The 18,291-nt window shown below is 45.2% G+C and carries 11 protein-coding genes and 1 pseudogene; 7 read left to right on the top strand and 5 right to left on the bottom strand.

Going from position 1 to position 18,291, the window contains the following annotated elements; all coding sequences use genetic code 11:
• Window positions 1–76: 76 nt before the first annotated feature.
• Both PSBA01_RS00110 and PSBA01_RS00105 read right to left on the bottom strand, forming a co-directional pair.
• Window positions 77–367, bottom strand: coding sequence for a YbeD family protein (locus tag PSBA01_RS00110; RefSeq protein ID WP_058024867.1), 291 nt, complete (start codon window positions 365–367; stop codon window positions 77–79).
• A 276-nt stretch (window positions 368–643) separates the two neighbouring features.
• Window positions 644–1,570, bottom strand: coding sequence for a bestrophin family protein (locus PSBA01_RS00105; RefSeq protein ID WP_071001403.1), 927 nt, complete (start codon window positions 1,568–1,570; stop codon window positions 644–646).
• A gap of 175 nt (window positions 1,571–1,745) precedes the next feature.
• Here PSBA01_RS00105 and PSBA01_RS00100 point away from each other — a divergent pair.
• Window positions 1,746–1,969: pseudogene (locus PSBA01_RS00100) on the top strand (sodium-independent anion transporter); the annotation flags it as partial.
• A gap of 68 nt (window positions 1,970–2,037) precedes the next feature.
• On the opposite strand, the gene rpoD reads toward PSBA01_RS00100, so the two are convergent.
• The 3 genes from rpoD to PSBA01_RS00085 all read right to left on the bottom strand — a co-directional run bounded on the left by rpoD (window position 2,038) and on the right by PSBA01_RS00085 (window position 8,034).
• Entirely contained in the window at window positions 2,038–3,963 is a 1,926-nt protein-coding gene (gene rpoD / locus PSBA01_RS00095; RefSeq protein ID WP_186474687.1) for an RNA polymerase sigma factor RpoD, read from the bottom strand.
• 530 nt (window positions 3,964–4,493) lie between these two features.
• Window positions 4,494–6,713, bottom strand: coding sequence for a DNA primase (dnaG, locus tag PSBA01_RS00090; protein WP_186474686.1), 2,220 nt, complete (start codon window positions 6,711–6,713; stop codon window positions 4,494–4,496).
• Between the two features lie 139 nt (window positions 6,714–6,852).
• Window positions 6,853–8,034: an outer membrane protein assembly factor BamD gene (locus tag PSBA01_RS00085; protein WP_186474685.1), complete on the bottom strand. Its 1,182-nt coding sequence runs from the start codon at window positions 8,032–8,034 to the stop codon at window positions 6,853–6,855.
• 863 nt (window positions 8,035–8,897) lie between these two features.
• Between PSBA01_RS00085 and PSBA01_RS00080 the strand changes: the two genes are divergently transcribed.
• From PSBA01_RS00080 to PSBA01_RS00055, 6 genes are all read left to right on the top strand, one after another.
• On the top strand, window positions 8,898–10,139 hold the full coding sequence (locus PSBA01_RS00080; protein ID WP_416383505.1) for an RluA family pseudouridine synthase: 1,242 nt from the start codon (window positions 8,898–8,900) through the stop codon (window positions 10,137–10,139).
• Window positions 10,140–10,253: 114 nt separating this feature from the next.
• Complete coding sequence (locus PSBA01_RS00075; protein ID WP_228724597.1) at window positions 10,254–11,249, top strand: polyphenol oxidase family protein; 996 nt, start codon at window positions 10,254–10,256, stop codon at window positions 11,247–11,249.
• Window positions 11,250–11,352: 103 nt separating this feature from the next.
• Window positions 11,353–11,964: a flavodoxin family protein gene (locus tag PSBA01_RS00070; protein WP_186474684.1), complete on the top strand. Its 612-nt coding sequence runs from the start codon at window positions 11,353–11,355 to the stop codon at window positions 11,962–11,964.
• An 888-nt stretch (window positions 11,965–12,852) separates the two neighbouring features.
• Window positions 12,853–14,559 (top strand): xanthine dehydrogenase small subunit, encoded by a 1,707-nt coding sequence (locus PSBA01_RS00065; RefSeq protein ID WP_186474683.1) that lies wholly within the window; start codon window positions 12,853–12,855, stop codon window positions 14,557–14,559.
• A 97-nt stretch (window positions 14,560–14,656) separates the two neighbouring features.
• Window positions 14,657–17,230, top strand: coding sequence for a xanthine dehydrogenase molybdopterin binding subunit (gene xdhB, locus PSBA01_RS00060; RefSeq protein ID WP_186474682.1), 2,574 nt, complete (start codon window positions 14,657–14,659; stop codon window positions 17,228–17,230).
• Window positions 17,223–18,287 (top strand): XdhC family protein, encoded by a 1,065-nt coding sequence (locus PSBA01_RS00055; RefSeq protein WP_186474681.1) that lies wholly within the window; start codon window positions 17,223–17,225, stop codon window positions 18,285–18,287. Before xdhB ends, PSBA01_RS00055 begins: the two co-directional genes overlap by 8 nt.
• The last annotated feature ends 4 nt before the right edge of the window (window positions 18,288–18,291 follow it).

Below are 18,291 nucleotides of genomic sequence, written 5' to 3'. Positions count from 1 at the left end.
CAAAAAATCGCCACCCATATGTTATTACTAGCGAGTGACGACTTGGACCAAAAGGCGCTAAACCTGTCTGAACGATTTACAAAACCATGCGGACCGTCTTGGCGTTATCAAGCGCGGCATAAAGTGTATTGACTTGATCAGCGGCTGTTAGGTACAGATTGACCCGTGCTGAATGAAAGCGACCCGTTCTAGAAGGTTTCACTTCAATAGAGGCCAAATCAAAATCAGGGAATTGGCTACCCAAGATCAGCTTGATTTCATTAAGCAGGCTCTCGTGCTCACCTTCATGACCAATGATGCTGAGTGGGTAGTTCATCGGGAACTCCCAAAGCTCTGGGTTTTGAATGTCTGTTTTTTTGCCTTTCAGAACGCCTTTATTTGGCGTCAAATCAGTGACTTTCACTGATGGCTGATTGCTGGTTGGGTTATTTACATTGTTGTCGACGTTGTCGTTATTATTTTTTGAATCATCACTCATGATATGAGCCTCGCTTTTATAGATAATATTTTTGAATAAATCAGCTGGTTAGAGTAGAGATTTTACCTACAGTACCTTTGTCTGCTATTTATAGTGGCGTGCGGTGGATTATTCAAGTTACGTTTGCCGCTCGTTCATTGTATGGCGCTTAGATGACGGCAATATTTACGGCAAATAACCATCAATAGGCATAATATCAGTCGGCAGATTGGTTTCTCCCAGCGCTTCTCGCAGATTTATTTCGATCGTGCGTGACAAGGCGGTCAGAGGTAACTGATTAGCCGCCAAACCAAACGGCTCTTCTAGCTCTTCGCTCAGCGCATCTAACCCAAAAAACGTATAAGCAATCACGGCACAAACCAAGGGCGTTGCCCAACCAAGCGAGGCGACCAAGCCAAAAGGCAGCATGACGCAATACAAGTAGGTCGTACGATGTACCAGCAGCATATAAGCAAAAGGTAGCGGTGTGTTATGAATACGCTCGCAGGCTGCCAAGACAATCGTCATAGAGGTCAGGCGCTCATCCATGTTTTGGATGACTTGCTCTGAGACCAGTCCTTGACGCCGAATATCGCCGAGATGCTTACCCATGAGGCGCATTATATGGTCAGGGACATTTTTTGCTTGGCGCATACCATTATGATGTATGGATGCGACAAAGGGATCTATGTCCGCCCAAGGTGGCGTACCACGCAGCCTGTGGCGCACCGCATGTGCAAAAGCAATGGTCAGATATACCATGGTGCGCTGAGTCTCACGACCATGCTCGTTGTCATCATCTATAAAGGATAAGACTTGGCGCGTTAAGCTGCGAGCATCATATACCAACTGGCCCCATAGCATCCGTGCTTCCCACCAACGCTGATAGCTGGCATTATTTCGAAATCCCAAAAACAGCGATAATGCGATGCCCAATAAGGTAAAAGTGGTGATACCATAATAAGGAAAAGAGTCAGGAATCCAGTGTTGAATAATGGTAATGGCTGTACTAAGGATGGTAACCAATAGCAGCTGCGGATAGATTTTTGGAATGATTGAACCGCGAAGGGCGAAAAATATCTTAAACGGGTGGGGTGTTTGCCGGACAATCATGTCAGTTTCCTAGCGATGAAATCTGTGAGCGTAGTATTGCAGGTGCCGTATGATTCTAATACAGAATCTAAGTCTGTAAAGCCCAAAAGACTATAAATTTATTCAAACTAAGAAGTAGGGTGGTCACTTAAGCTCGGTAATTGGGATGGTCAAAAAGTTAAATCCTCGCCTATGCTTTTCGTCAGCAGAGCGTATGACTGAATCCTTTGATATTAAAGAGTCTGTCTCTAAAGTAGTTATTGAACAGCAATCGCTGCGATTGATAAAGTCATTATCAAATTTCGCCGTGAAGGCACTGAGGTAGAGCTTATTGGTTTGAACGAGGCAAGCCAGACGATGATAGACAATTTCGGTGTGCATGACAAACCAGATGCTGAGCAAAATTTAGGCGCGCATTGATAACATAGATTAACAAACACAAAAAAGCCGAGATAAACTCGGCTTTTTTTATTTAGCTTCATTGAATATTAGTCATTTTCAAGGAAAGAACGTAAATGCTCAGAACGTGAGGGATGACGCAGTTTACGCAACGCTTTTGCCTCGATCTGACGAATACGCTCACGGGTAACATCGAACTGCTTACCAACTTCTTCTAAAGTATGATCCGTTGGCATGTCGATACCGAAACGCATTTTTAGGACACGGGCTTCACGCTCAGTTAGATTACCGAGTACATCACGAGTGGCTTCTTGTAGTCCAGCAGACGTTGCATCGTCGACAGGGCTTGAGATCGTACCATCTTCTATGAAGTCACCTAAGTGTGAATCTTCATCATCACCGATAGGCGTCTCCATAGAGATAGGCTCTTTGGCAATCTTGAGCACCTTACGGACTTTGACTTCGTCCATCTCTAAACGTTCGCCTAATTCCTCAGGCGTTGGCTCGCGGCCCATTTCTTGTAGCAGCTGACGTGAGACACGGTTGATCTTGTTGATCGTCTCAATCATATGCACAGGGATACGGATGGTACGTGCTTGGTCAGCGATAGAGCGCGTGATTGCCTGACGAATCCACCATGTGGCATACGTTGAGAACTTATAACCACGGCGATACTCAAACTTATCAACCGCTTTCATCAAACCGATATTACCTTCTTGGATCAGATCCAAGAACTGTAGGCCACGGTTAGTGTATTTTTTGGCAATAGAGATAACCAGACGCAAGTTGGCCTCAACCATTTCTTTTTTCGCGCGGCGAGCTTTTGCTTCACCAACTGCCATACGACGTGCCACGTCTTTCATGTCGTGGATTTTCATGTCGAGCTGTTGCTCGTAATCACGAATGCGGCGCTGAAGTAAAATGACGTCGTCAGTAACTTTTTCTAGGGTGCCCGCAAATGCAGGCTTACCTTTGATACGCTCAATGAGCCAATCGACATTGGTTTCATTGCTAGGGAAGGTCTTACGGAATTCTTCACGTGGCATACGACCACGGCGAATCACCAAGCGCATGATTTGACGCTCTTGCTTACGCACGTCGTCGTAGACATCATGCATGATCGCCATGACTTGGTCTGACAAGCGATTATTGAGCTTTAGCATCATAAAGCGTTCAGCAAGTAACGCGTACGCAGTATCCGCCTGCACGCTACCACGACCATAATCAAGCAGCGCTTGCTTGGCTTTGATAAATAGATGCTCGATCTCTTCTAGACGCAAACGTACTTCTTCTGGATCAAGACCGCTGGTTTCTTCTTCAGCTTCTTCTTCCACGTCGTCTTCGTCTTCATCTTCGTCATCATCAAGTGCTGCGGCTTTGGCATTCACTTTAGCTTTGATGATAGGCGGGTTTTCTTTTTCTTCTTTGATGCGCTCACGCTCTTCTTTTGCCGCAACTTTGGCTTCTTGAGCGGCGATTTTATCTTCTTCGGTTTCAGGATCTAAGAAACCAGTGATGACGTCAGATAGCTTTTTTTCGCCATCTTGTACTTTTTGGTATTCATCAAGGACGAATTGTACGGTGCCAGGCCAGTAAGCCATGGCATGCTGTACATCACGAATACCTTCTTCGATACGCTTAGCAATGGAGATCTCACCTTCACGGGTAAGAAGATCAACTGTACCCATCTCACGCATATACATACGGACAGGGTCAGTGGTACGACCAGGCTCAGTCTCAACAGAGGCGAGTACCGCCGCTGCCTCATCTGCTGCCATGTCATCATCACTTGAATCATCGTTCATCAAGATGTCATCGGCATCAGGAGCTGATTCAAAGATTTTGATACCAACATCGGTTAGCATCTGCACAATATCTTCGATCTGATCGCTTTCGGTAATAGAGTCGGGCAGCTGGTCATTCACCTCAGCGTAGGTAAGATACCCTTGCTCTTTGCCCATTTGGATTAAGGTGGCCAGTTGAGATGTGGACTTAGAAACTGACTTATCGTTCATAAATACTCGCTTACTTGCATCGGACATTTTTATATTGTGACTCGCTATCGCTCGCTCTTTGCGTTGATCTTATCAATCGATTGATCAAAATATGGCGTAGAGGTTGTCAATAATATCAAAAATGAGTTGATATGAATAAAGGCTCAAAACACTACAATAACAATGCTAAAAAACAGCTAAAAATTAGAAAAGCTAAAAAGACTTCAATACAGTACCTAAAAAAATATAGTACTTAAAATTTAATACTCAAAAATAGTATCTAAAAGCAGATACGTAAAATAATACCTAAAATTTGTGCTTAAAGATGCATGCTCACAATCATTAACCAAGCAGTGCTGTCAATATACAGCGACACAGTTTAACACAGACCGTAGTCGTCAAGCACGAGCTAGTGATAGCTACCGACCATTTTTTGCCGTTTATTTGCCATCAGCTAAATGATTTAGGAGTGACTCATGCTACTGGGCATAATCATTAGTAGTGGGGGCAGTGGCTAGAATTTTAAAGGGGCATGATTTGATAATTAAACATTAAGACTGAACGGTGACCATCTGTGATGAGCGTTCGGCATGCTGCGCGCGCAGCCAATTGCTCAAGTGCTGGGCCTGCATACGTACAATCGCTTGCTTGATATGATCAGGGTTTTTTATCAGCTCTTGCATCTTCTTTTTTATATTACGCTCAAGCAGTGAGCTGACAAGCTCCTCGATCAAGTCGTCGAGACTCAATACATTTCTTGCTGTTAGTGCCCGATAAAATCCGCCCCAGCTACTGCTTAGCGTCACTTGATGGGATTGATCCAGATTTGATAATACAAAATGTGCCGCCGCATTGGCATCGGTGGGCAAATACTTTATGCACCGCTTAATCGTTGTGACAACATTTAATAAAGCCGCATCTTGCAAGTCTTCCCATGCGATTGCGCGCAATGCATCGCTTGCCGCCTTTTTTTGTATGTGAGCAGGCAGCTGTAATCTTGTCAGCCCAGACTGTTGCCAAATCGATTCGATAGGGTCATCAATGAGTGCGCGCGGCTGAAACAAAAAGCACAGCTGCAATTGTTGGCTGATGGTCATATCACCATCAAAGTCTAGCAGCGCATCTTTAGCCTCGACATTTTGACTGCGCCTGCCGCCAAGCTTTTGATAAACATCATTGTTGAGCAGATAGCGAAAGCTACTGCCTTTTGGCAAAGCGGTCGTCAATGAGCGTACTTGCGACATGAGCTTGGCTTTACCTTCAGCCAGACTCATGTCATAGCGCTCACTTAAGTACGCAAAAATATACTGTGATAACGGCATGGCTTGGCTGATTTGCTCACGCATGGCATCGCTGCCATGACTCTTGATAAACGTATCAGGATCATGATTATTAGGTAGGGTCAAAAACCGCAGCTCTTTGTCATCAGCCAATACAGGCAGAGCAACTTCAAGCGTACGCCAAGCGGCTTTTTGTCCGGCACTGTCGCCATCAAAACTCAAAGTCAGCGTTGGATTGAGTGTCAATAGCCGCGATATTTGGCTTTCATTGATTGCCGTACCCATCGAGGCGACCGCCCCATAGATGCCCGCTTGATAGAGAGCAATGACATCCATATAGCCTTCGACCACCAGCCAGTCGTTAGCACGCTGCTGCCGTGATTCGTAATAGCCATAGAGTACGTGCTGCTTATGAAAAACGGGCGAGTCTGAGGAGTTGATGTATTTTGGCTTGACCTCATCGTCGAGCGCCCGACCACCAAAACCAATGGTGCGGCCTTGGTTGTCACGAATAGGAAAAATAACCCGATCACGCAGCAGATCGTAGTCACGGCCAGACTCTGATTGGCGCACGAGCCCTAGTGCCTTAAGTCCTTCAATATCTTGTGGAAACTGATGCTCAAGATGCTGCCAGCCAAATGGCGCATAGCCAAGACCAAAAGTCTCAAAAGTCTCTTCAGTGAGTCCGCGTGACAAAAAGTATTGCTTGGCATGAGGGTGAGTGTGTAGATTATGCTGATAGAACTGCTGAATTTGCTCTAGCAGATCGTACAAATTGCCATCTTGATCAGCGTTCTGATCAATGCTAGCCATACTTGCATCGTTATCTGTCAGCCACACTGGTAGATAGCCACCATCGTCCGCATGGTTTGAAGAATACGGCTCTGATGGATACGAGTCCATCGAATAAGATGCTGACTCGTAAGCCTCTAGCGGCGGGAAATTATCGTAACCCTGAGCGTCATCATAACTTGACTGGTCTATGTGATTTTGGTCGCTTTGGTCAACATTATTTTGATGACTGGCTTGACGGTTGTTTTGATAGTTATTTCGATAGCTGTCTTGGTTTGTGCCGTCTTGGTTTGCACCGTCTTGATTTACTTTGCTGTGCTCTATCGTTGGGCTAGGTACATTGTGAACTGGCGGCGGTGCAATAGGTTTTGGCGTACGGCGTTGATAGCTGACGTTCTGTTGCTCTTCTTTTGGTACTTCAATGCCTGTTTGTTTAGATAGCTCATTGACTGCTTCGATAAAGGTGAGATTCTCGTAATCGCGCAAAAAACTGATGGCATTGCCACCGACGCTACAGCCAAAACAGTGATAGATATTTTTTTGTGGATTGACATAAAAAGAAGGCGATTTTTCCCCGTGAAAAGGGCAGCAGCCTTTATATTCACTACCAGCGCGTTTAAGCGTGGTGTGTTTGCCAATGATGCTGATCAGGTCAGCTTGGCTATTGAGTTGTTCAAGAATATGGTTAGGAATGCTCATACAAAAAACAGTTTACCATAGGTCGATTATGTTGGGGCAGAGGTAATAAGGTACTGCTAGAAAAATAAGGCCAACGTAATGTTGACCTTATTATCAATGAATACAGACTGTGTTAGCTAGGCTAAAAGACCTCACATAATCAATTATTATCCATATCCCTCACACTGTCGTCATTTAGCGTAGTGCGACGTGTTGGATTGGTATTTAGTGGATCGACGTTGGCTTCTCGTGCAGTCGAGCCAGTGCTTGATTGGCTGGTCACGCGCTCAGCTGACGCTTCAGGCAGACCTAGGCCTACGCTGATACCATTACGAGCAGCCGCATTGTTGGCGACTGGAGTGTTGGCAGGCGTTGTGTTTGTCCCTGCTAGTTTCAACTGGGCTGCGTTGCCAATCATTTGGGTTTTGGTCGCGCCGTTATATTCGCCAGTTGCCACTGAGTTGTCAGTTGTGTTTGAGCGACCAAGCTGTCCAAAGGTAATCTTATTGAGCCAAGTGCGATCACGTTTGGTGCTCAGTTTGACTTTGCCATTACTAGTCAGCATGTTTGGATAGTTGATTTGCAATAGGGTTTTGTACTCATTTGCTAAGTCTGTTAGACCAAGTTTTTCGTGGCTATAGGCTAGGACTGCGATAGCATCTGGAATTGACTCACTCAGTGGATAGTACTGGAAGACCCATTTGGCACGGTTGACAGCTGCCACATAAGCTTCACGCTCGATATACCAGTTGGCTGCGCTCATCTCGCTTTGGGCAAACTGGTTATAGATAAATGTCATACGCTGGGCGGCATCTGGTGCATAGGGGCTGTTTGGGTATTTGCTAATAAGCTCTTGGAAATTGGCAAAGGCAATACGTAGATACGCAGTGTCACGCTCCGCTTGGTTTAATTTAAACAGCTTTAAACTCTCAGACGAGCCTTCCATATTGGCAACGCCGCGTACATAGTAAGCATAGCTGACTTGCGGATTAGAAGGATATAGACGGATGAATTGCTCAGCACTCGCTGCTGCCATCTCGTATTTATCGCTTTGATACTGTGCGTACATCATATCAAGTAATGCCTGTTCAGCGTATTGCCCAGTTGGGTAAAAGGTACGCAGATTGGTCAGTTCTTCAACACCTTGAACATAGCGGCCTCTATCGATTTGAGCGATGGCATCGTTATAGTAACCTTGCTCTGACTTTTCCGCGGTTTCTACCGCGTCGACATCTTTGGCGCCAGTGAGGTTTTTGAATGTCTGGCAACCTACTAGATTGACGCTAAGCGCAAGTAAGGTTATTGAGGACAGTTTGATAAACGTATTGCCAACAGCTTGCATACTTCTTCTCCGACACAAGACGCATAATAGCAGCAGTGCTATCATGCTATATAAAAGGTTAGTGATAAAAAACGATGCTGAGTATTCAGCGATGCACAAGCAACACGTTTTTCATCGAATGCAGTTTTTGTTATGACGTATTGTACTGGTAGATTGGGTCTGATACATAGAGCTTTTATAGTAAGCCTGTAATAGATCAAATGCATTTAATCATATTCAAACGGTTTAAATGGCAAACACTGTCAATAAAACCCAATGGTATTTTTATGCTGTATTTGAATATGGCATAGCAATACAGTGCCATAGCATACAGCAAAACATGGCTATACTTTATAGAATAACGTTTGCTTCGTCTATTTTTTCGCTATCTATATTTTACAGGCAGTGTAACATGAGCGGCTATCACGAGCGATACCGAATATCGCTGGCAGGAACAAATATACAGTAAATTACAGCAATGTTATGTTCTAGAGAGCTAAGCAGTAAGGCATGGCACTTCAGAAGCGCTCAAAAATTCACAGATATAGTCGATACACTCTAAAAATGTCATAGCGCTACTGGGATGAATTTTGCGCAGCCTCTGGGAACGCAGCATGCAAGTAAAATTTATACCAGTAGCGCGTTTAAATCCATAACAGTTTTACATTCAGCTAACTATAGTATGCACTTTTATAGGGCTTGGACGCGTGACATGATACACTAGGGCGGTATTGTCTCCACTTTTTTGACCTGCATAGCTTTTATTATTTGCTAGAAGTCAAAAAACGACAATTTTTTATTATTTTATCTTTGAATGAAGTCACCTAACAAAATATAGTTAGTAACTTTACATAGTTAGCAACTTTGCTAGGTATCAATCCGCTATGAATAATGATGCCATGACTACCCATTTATCACCGAATCAATCGCTAGAGACTGATTCATCAGCACAAGAGTCACCAATGCCAAATAACGTTTTAAATAATGACGAGCCTGACAATCAAGAAATGATGGATGAGCAGGAAATAATGGACGAGCACACTGATGCTCTTGATAATGACGACTTGCTCGAAGAAGATAGCGATATTGATGAAGCACTTGACGATGGCGACATGGATGAAGGCGACGACGATGAAGCGCCAGTAGCTGGCCAAGCAGTGCCAGTAGTGGTCGATATAACGCATATCGTCACAGAAGATCAGTCTGGCTTACGTGTCGATAAAGTCGCTTCACAAATGTTTGCAGACTTTTCGCGCGTGCAATTACAAGGTTGGATCACGGACGGTAGCTTACTCTATAACGGCAGTGTGCAAAAACCAAAAGTCCGTGTCAAAGCAGATGACGTGCTACATCTATCGACAACGTTGCAGCAGCATAGTGAAGACCAACCAGAAAATATCGATATTGATGTGGTCTATGAAGATGATGATGTATTGGTGATCAACAAACCTGTCGGTATGGTGGTGCATCCAGGTGCGGGTAACCAGACAGGCACATTGGTCAATGCTTTGCTATATCATTATCCGCAGCAGCATCACTTGCCGCGTGCAGGGTTGGTACACCGTATTGACAAAGATACCTCTGGATTACTACTCATCGGTAAAACCAAACCGGCTCAGATGGCGTTGATGGAGCAACTAAAAGACAAATCTGTTTATCGTCATTATCAGTGTGTGGTAGCAGGCGATCAAGCAAGCTTGCTGCGCCATCGCCGTATTGATGCGCCGATAGGGCGACATCGTACTCAGCGTACCAAAATGACAGTCATGACTGCCGGCCGTGAAGCGGTAACCCATCTATTAAATGTCACGCCACTGAATGACAACTACTGTTTGTTAGATGTCGGACTGGAAACAGGCCGTACGCACCAGATTCGCGTGCATCTGAGCCATGTGACCCATCCGCTAGTCGGGGACCGTGTCTATGGTGGTCGTCGTCAACTGCGAGCAGGTTTGACAGAAGCACAGCGCCAAGCCATCAGCAACTTCCCGCGCCAAGCATTGCATGCTTATACTCTTGGGTTTGTGCATCCAACGACTGGTGAGGATATTGAAGTGACGACGCCACTGCCAGAAGACATGCAACAGCTAATAGCCGTATTAAGCGACGGTTATAATGACGAGTAAACGCTATTGAGAAAAGCGGCTGTCTAAAGGTGTTTACGACAATTGCCAAGTTTATAGTAGTGATTTAGTGATGCCAATTTTTAGACAGTCAGTAGATAAATGGATGGGGCAGTCATGACAAACAAGCTTCCGATAATAGATAATTTTCCAATGACCATGCTCGCGCAAATGGATGACGTGGCTGTTTTCCAAACGGCTGCTTTTGCGCCGAATAATATTGACGAACCTGCTACCGCAAGCCAGCAAAGAGGGCTTGACAGTCAAGCAAACCATCAAGCAAATTATGGCGCGCTAAACCTCGGCCTGCATGTCAAGGATGACGCGGCAAAGGTATTGGATAATCGTATGAGTCTGTTGGCTGCGATTAATACACAGATGGCAAGTGAGTCATCACAAACTGAGCAACATACTGCTATTCACAGCTTACATTGGGTCAGTCAGATTCATGGTAAACAGATCCATGATATTGATACGACGCCTTTGAGCATGGCACCAATGACGGCTGACGCCATAATCAGCAAGCAAAGTGGTCGTGGACTGGCGATCATGACGGCAGATTGTGTGCCGATTGTCTTATACCAACCCTTAAGCGGTAAAATCGCCGCCATTCATGCAGGTTGGCAAGGATTGGCGTGCGGCGTGATTCGAGAGACTGCTCAGCGCTTTACCGATTCAGGGGCTATACAGGCTTGGATAGGGGTGTGTATCAGTCAGGCCAATTATGAAGTGGGTCATCAAGTTCGTGACCAATTATTGGCTGGTTGCTTAGATAATCAATTACTAACGGCGTCAGATAGTGATAATTTTGACAGTTTATATGTGATGCGCTCAGATAGTGGTCTTGAAAATCATAGCGATACTCAGCATTTACATAAAACAGTTGATAAACTATCGAATTGCGCTACAGTGCACACGGATAAAGTTAAGATAAACTTACCAAAACTGGCCGCTGATCAATTAACAGCCGCTGGCGTGTCGATAGATAACAAAGAACCTATCAGCTGTAGCTATGCAGATCGGCATTACTATTCTTATCGTCGTCAAACGCATATGCAGCAGCCTGCAACGGGAAGAATGGCGCTTGTGATTGTGCGCCGCGCCGCTATGTAAATGTCAGATCACAACTAACAAACCTATTGAGTGCACTGAGTCGTTTTGCACTCGTACACTATATTATTTTTATTTAACCATTTTTGTCATTATTAGAGTCTGTATGAATACAACTAGCGAATCCTCAAAAATATCCCCTGATAGTACGCCTAACGTATCGATTGCTGTTATTTTTCATAGCAACTATGGTCATACTAAGCGTGTCGCTGAAGCGATTGTACAAGGCGCGCATCAGCAATTACCAGAGGCCCAAGCAAAAGCTGTCGATATTTATGATATTGACTGGGATTACTTAGATCAGGCAGATCTATTGGTTTTCGGTAGCGCGGTATATATGGGCAGCGTCACCGCTGAATTCAAAACCTTTATGGATGAAACCTCAAAGCGTTGGTACAACCGCACGTGGGAAGGCAAATGGGCCGCAGCTTTTGCCAACTCAGGCGGTCTGAGCGGTGATAAACTTGCCGTGTTGCAGCAAATTTCTCTATATGCCATGCAGCATGGTATGAATTGGATTGGTCTGCCGCTTATGCCGACGGGTCATGAGGCGCACGATCTCAACCGTCTATCTAGCTTCTTAGGTTTGATGACACAATCTCTTGACGGACCACCTGAGGAAACGCCAGGGAAAGGAGATATTGATACCGCTATTTGGTTTGGTGATCATTTGGCTAAAACCATCATTAAACATCAGCCAGCGGATAGTAAGCGTTAGATAACACAGTAGGTGACAGGCTACTCCAGTAAAAAAGCAGACACTATTGATGTCTGCTTTTTTTATGTCAATGTTATGGAGTAACCATTTTATGGAGCAACCAGATTAGTCGGTACAGGCTTAACAGGAATAGGGCTATCAACAAATTGGAAATGTTGACAACCAGTCAGCATTAGCGACGCTATCAGCAGACAAATAGAGGTAAGTGACTTCATAATAGTATCTCAGAGACGATATATTACCCAATAATATATCTTGTATGTCTATCTATCGTTAGAAGCGATGACAGTTAAAAGTACGGTTTACTTTTAGGTATTATATATAAAAACAGGTCGGTTATATAACCTTAAAAAGGTACAAAGACTTGGCTTTGTTTTTAAAGAAATTATTTATTCAGTCATGACGTAACTTGTCTACTATGCGTTTTTATTAGCTATATCAATGACTAACATGACGAGTCTTATAAACTATCTCTGCTGTTAGGATTGATAGCGGTTGTCAGATAGCGGCTTGAGGGTCAATCATTTAGCAGTATCGACAGATGTTTGAATGGGTTGTGTTATAAATAAGAATAGTGATAATATGTTGAAAGCTGACCAAATAGTCAGGTATATAGCAGTACTAATTCTTGGCAAAAGTTCCTGATAATTACTGCTATTTATGGTCGATTTATTTGCTATAAAAGAGTGTGCGATATCCTACTCATCGACATCTTGCAAATGCGACATAGAATAAATAGTAAGTATATTAAAAACTAAAAACGTACTTGCCGATAAACTTACTTGAGCGGTTGCAGCAAAATATAGATTAAGCGTTTACCTTTCGTACTCAAACCACTAATGCTTCTCAGTCTTATACTCACTTTCATTATTTTAGCCGAGCCTTGCTATGATTAGTTTTTATCTCAATGGAAAATACCATGAGCTAACCCAGCTTAACCCCAATACGACAGTGCTTGAGTATCTACGATTGCATGAAGGCCAAACGGATACGAAGGAAGGCTGCGGCAGTGGTGATTGCGGTGCTTGTACGGTAATGGCTCAACGCCTGCCTAGCACTATCCAGCAAACGCTTAATGATGAAAATGGCAACGAAAAAAATGCTACGCCTCCATTCTATACGATTAACTCCTGTATTACGCTATTGTCGCTGATGGACGGTCATCACCTGATGACGGCCTCTTATTTGGCGGACAATCCTGAGCATCATCCAGAACGTGCTTTGCTGCATCCAGCACAGCAGGCGATGGTTGAGTGTCACGGATCGCAGTGTGGTTTTTGTACCCCTGGGTTTGTCATGTCACTGGCTTGCGTCTACGAAAACAATCGTATGCAGACAAGTTCAGAAGCAGCAAGTCAGAGTGATGCTAAGCAGTTGAGCTATGATGAAGTGGTTGCGTCAATATCGGGCAATTTATGTCGCTGTACAGGCTATCGTCCGATTATCGAGGCAGGCCTACTGATGAGCGATATCGGTCAGAAAAGAGAGGCAGAGCAGTCGGTGATGAAAGACTTGACTATCAGTCTCGCAACAGACGCGATGGGTAGTACAAAGGAATCAGCAGTATCTGCAAATGCGCCAGCTGAAGCCGAGTCGGACAATGTAGAGTCAACAGCTATTGCCCCTGCACTCAATGATGCTGGGCGACGGTTATATATACCCAAGTCACTAGACGAGCTTAATCAAATATTAGCAGCTAATCCGCAGGCGACGATCTGGGCAGGTGGTACGGATTTGGGATTGAGTGTAACCCAGCATTTGGTTGATCACGAGATCATTATTCAGCTCTCAGGTATTGAGGCGCTAAAGTCTTGGGCGCTATCAGATGCAAATAGCAACACATCGACTGACGAACAAACTCAAAGTCAGTCGCTAGTGCTAGGTGCTGGCATGAGCTATCAGCAAATGCTCCCTGTGCTTGAGCAGTATTTTCCACGCTTTGCGCAAGTGTTTGAGCGCATTGCCTCTCCGCAAATTCGTAATATGGGCACCATCGGCGGTAATATCGCCAACGCATCCCCGATTGGTGATTTGCCACCGATTTTATTGGCACTAGATGCGTCAATTCATTTGCGTCATTGCGCGCCTAATCGTGAAGAGTCAGGTAAAGATTTAGATAGTAGTGATTCGGTTTATACGGATGAAATCATACCGTTATCAGCATTTTTCTTAGATTATAAAAAGACCAAGTTGCAAGCAGGCAGTTATATTGTCGCTATTCATATTCCTTTGATGCAAGATCATCAGCATTTATTTATCCATAAGATTAGCAAACGCTACGAAGATGATATCTCAGCGTGCTTGCTTGCGGCGCGGCTTGATGTGTCAGCAGATGGTGCAATTATCGACAATGCAAAGCTTGGGCTCGGTGGCATGGCAGCGATACCACTGCTTGCGGTGCACTGTCAGCAAGCGCTTATTGGTCAAGCTACTGATGTTGCAAGTTTTGAGCAAGCAGCACAGGTGTTATCTGCAGATGTCACACCAATGACGGATGTCAGAGCCAGCCGCGAATATCGCATGCATGTGGTGCAGCGTCTACTGGTGAAGTGCGGTAAACAATTAGTAGCAGAGATGCAGGCTGAGAGCGCTTGACTGTCAGCGTAATTGAGTATCAATACTGCGTCATGAGTGTATTTGTCAGAAATAAAAAAGCGCATCAGTAAATGCGTACTAATAGAAGAGATTTGCTATGAGCCATCATTCGTCTTTATTTGACAGTTATAGTATCCGCCGCGTGCGTCCGCCAAAAAACAAGATTGGCACGTCAGCCAAACACGACAGTGCGATTACCCATGTGATGGGTACGGCAACTTATGTGGATGATATTACCAAACCACAAGGCACGCTACATCTGGCAGTGGGTAAAAGCAGCCATGCTCATGCACGTATATTGAGTATGGATTTGAGTGCTGTCAGAGAGGCTGATGAGGTCGTTGATGTTTTAAGTTTTAAAGATTTACCGGCGCAGACAGATATCGGTGCCGTGTTTGATGGTGAGCCACTGATGGTGAATGACATTACAGAGTATGTCGGTCAGACGCTATTTGTGGTGGTGGCGACCAGCCATCGCGCTGCCAAAAAAGCCGCCACCAAGGCAGTAGTAGAATATGAGCCATTGCCAGCGGTACTTAGTATTGATAAAGCGCTAGAGCAAGAGTTATTTGTGCGTCCGAGTCATTTTATGAAGCGTGGTGATGCGGCAACGGCGCTTGAGAGTGCACCGATTCGTATTGAAGGTCATATTCATATGCGCGGGCAAGAGCACTTTTATCTCGAAGGGCAAGTGTCGTATGTGGTGCCTTGTGATGATGGCGGACTAGAAGTGTACACGTCGTCGCAGCATCCAAGTGAAGTGCAGCAGCTCGTCGCCGAAGTGACGGATTTGCCCTTCCATGCGGTAAACACAGTCGTACGCCGTATGGGTGGTGGTTTTGGTGGTAAAGAAACGCAAGCCGCGGCATGGGCGTGTCTGTGCGGTATCGTTGCCAAGCGCCATAACGCTCCTGTCAGTATGCGTCTAGATCGTCAGGATGATATGGTCGTGACGGGTAAACGTCATGAGTTTGCCAATCGTTATGAGGTTGGCTTAGATAAGTCTGGGCGTATATTGGGCGTCGATATGCAATTGGCTGGTCTGTGCGGTTATGCGCCAGACCTATCTGATGCCATCGTCGATAGAGCGATGTTCCACTGTGATAATGCCTATTACTATCCAGCGGCTCGTGTGGCGGGTCATCGCTGTAAGACGCATACCGTATCCAATACGGCCTATCGAGGATTTGGTGGTCCACAAGGGCTAATGACCGCTGAATATATGATGGACCATATTGCCTATACCTTGGGGCAAGATCCGCTGCAAGTGCGCTTAGCAAACTTATATCAAGATGGTCAAAGCACCCATTACGGTCAGACCATTGAGCATTTCGATTTAGCAAACATCATGACCAAACTGGCAGCGGATTGCGATTACGACAAGCGCCGTCAGCAAATTATAGAATTCAATCAAAAAGCCGCCGCTGAAGGTAGTGACAAGCGTTTGGGTCTTGCGTTAACACCCGTAAAATTTGGTATTTCATTTACGGTGCAGACGCTCAATCAGGCGGGCGCGCTGGTACACGTTTATACCGATGGCAGCATCCATCTCAACCACGGTGGTACGGAGATGGGGCAGGGTTTATATATTAAAATCGCCCAAATTGTCGCCAATGAGTTCGATGTGGATCTAGATACAGTAAAAGTATCAGCGACACGTACGGATAAAGTACCTAATACCTCACCAACTGCCGCGTCATCAGGTACTGATATTAACGGTAAAGCGGCGCAAAATGCCTGTCTAAGCATCAAAGCGCGCATTGTTGAATTTGCAGCTGAGCATTTTGAGGTGGCACAAGAAGAGATACGCTTTGAACAAAACCATGTCTATATCGGCGATAAAGAGACACTAACCTTTGCTGAAATGATTCAGCTGTCGTATCAAAACCGCATCAGCCTATCGTCTACTGGCTACTATAAAACGCCGAAGATATTTTATGATCGCTCCAAAGCATGGGGACGTCCGTTTTTCTACTTTGCGCTAGGTGCAGCTTGTGCTGAGGTTGAGATTGATACACTGACAGGGGAATATAAGGTACTGCGCTGTGATGTATTGCACGATGCAGGGCAATCGATCAATCCTGCCATTGACATCGGTCAGATTGAGGGCGGTTTTGTGCAAGGTATGGGCTGGCTCACAGCAGAAGAGCTGATCTGGAATGATAAAGGAAAGCTTGCATCCGATAGTCCTGCCAATTATAAAATTCCAACGGCGCATGACTTGCCTAAGCAGTGGAATGTGAAACTATACGATCGCAAAAACGAAGAACAAACTATCTATAATTCTAAAGCCGTTGGTGAGCCGCCGTTTATGTTGGCAGCTAGTGTCTGGTGCGCTCTCAATAACGCGGTGGCTAGCCTTGGTAATTATCAAAAAAATCCAGAATTGACCATGCCTGCGACCCCAGAAGCCGTATTAAAAGCAGTTATGCGTATGGAAGGTTCGTCTTGGGATCTAGAGATCAAGGCGGACAAGGATACGATGGATAGCCTTATTAAAGGTATAGAAGAAAAGGGCGATCTCTATAACGACAAAGTCATGCCGCAAGATGTGCGTCATGCCAAAGATATCGATCCAAAAGAGGTAGCCGGCAAACAGACCGATGAGCAGCCAGAGGCGATAGAGCACCCAAATGTTGCAGGGGCAAGAGGTCCTGCGCACAGTGAGTGAGTCATTGGTTCCACCAGTTATCTGGTATGAAGGTCTAGCGCGATATCAGCAGCGCGGCATGGCTCATGTGTTGGCAACGGTCGTGGCTGTGAATGGCTCGGCCCCGCGTGCACTACAGGCAAAGATGATTATCACGCAGGATGGTATCGTAGATACGCTGGGCGGCGGTGGTCTAGAGCACGATGTGATTACTACTGCTCGTCAGCTATTAAGTGGCGAGATATCCACCACGGTATCCAAACAAGTCAAACCAAAAGTTTCTGAAGCTAATGAGACAAGCGCGTCAGCTACTTCTAAAGCAGTACGCCGAGACGCGGTTTATACTAAGCATTACCCGTTGGGTGCGAAATTGGCCCAATGCTGCGGTGGTAGCGTCACTGTTATGTTCGAATGCTTTAATGTGACGCCGCCGATGTCAGTACTGGTATTTGGAGCAGGTCATGTAGCCTCAGCACTTATGACCATCCTTGCTGAATTGCCATGTCAGGTAGATTGGGTAGACAGTCGCCCAGAGATGTTTGAGCGTTACTTAAGTAATAAGCCAAATACTGATAAAGCACATCAGACAGACTGTAACCGCCACACTTCAATATCACATAACAATGCTGAAGCACGACCATTAGAATCAAACAAAACAGCATTAACCCAACCAACCTCTTATAAGCTACCAGTGCATATCCGTCCGCATATCGATGACGATCCTGTCGATTTTGTGCGTCCATTTATCGAGCAGGGTGGTCAGCGTTTTATTTTGGTTATGACGCATGACCATAGTGTGGATTTTGAGCTGGTGCGAGCAGCATTAGATACTGTTTCTGATATCTGCTCAGCTGATAGTAAGCGCTCAGATATCTCATTACCTTATATTGGCTGTATTGCCTCATCCACCAAAGCCAAGCGTTTTAGAGACCGTTTGATTCAGCGTGGCTATAGTGAGCAACTAGTCAATCAGCTCACCATGCCAATCGGATTACCAATTGGTGGTAAAGAGCCGATGGCGGTGGCCGTGTCTATCGTAGCGCAGCTCTTACAACGTTATCATCAGGTTGCTCTTTGAAGGG

This window comes from Psychrobacter sp. KCTC 72983 (assembly GCF_014280455.1).
In the GTDB taxonomy this organism is placed as follows: Bacteria; Pseudomonadota; Gammaproteobacteria; order Pseudomonadales; family Moraxellaceae; genus Psychrobacter; species Psychrobacter pacificensis.
This window is presented reverse-complemented; position numbering and strand designations above follow the sequence as displayed.

Bases quoted from the DNA above. Each gene is read 5' to 3' on its own strand.
- PSBA01_RS00105 (WP_071001403.1), bottom strand. From the start codon at position 1,570: ATGATTGTCCGGCAAACACCCCACCCGTTTAAGATATTTTTCGCCCTT.
- rpoD (WP_186474687.1), bottom strand. From the start codon at position 3,963: ATGAACGATAAGTCAGTTTCTAAGTCCACATCTCAACTGGCCACCTTA.
- dnaG (WP_186474686.1), bottom strand. From the start codon at position 6,713: ATGAGCATTCCTAACCATATTCTTGAACAACTCAATAGCCAAGCTGAC.
- PSBA01_RS00085 (WP_186474685.1), bottom strand. From the start codon at position 8,034: ATGCAAGCTGTTGGCAATACGTTTATCAAACTGTCCTCAATAACCTTA.
- PSBA01_RS00080 (WP_416383505.1), top strand. From the start codon at position 8,898: ATGAATAATGATGCCATGACTACCCATTTATCACCGAATCAATCGCTA.
- PSBA01_RS00075 (WP_228724597.1), top strand. From the start codon at position 10,254: ATGACAAACAAGCTTCCGATAATAGATAATTTTCCAATGACCATGCTC.
- PSBA01_RS00070 (WP_186474684.1), top strand. From the start codon at position 11,353: ATGAATACAACTAGCGAATCCTCAAAAATATCCCCTGATAGTACGCCT.
- PSBA01_RS00065 (WP_186474683.1), top strand. From the start codon at position 12,853: ATGATTAGTTTTTATCTCAATGGAAAATACCATGAGCTAACCCAGCTT.
- xdhB (WP_186474682.1), top strand. From the start codon at position 14,657: ATGAGCCATCATTCGTCTTTATTTGACAGTTATAGTATCCGCCGCGTG.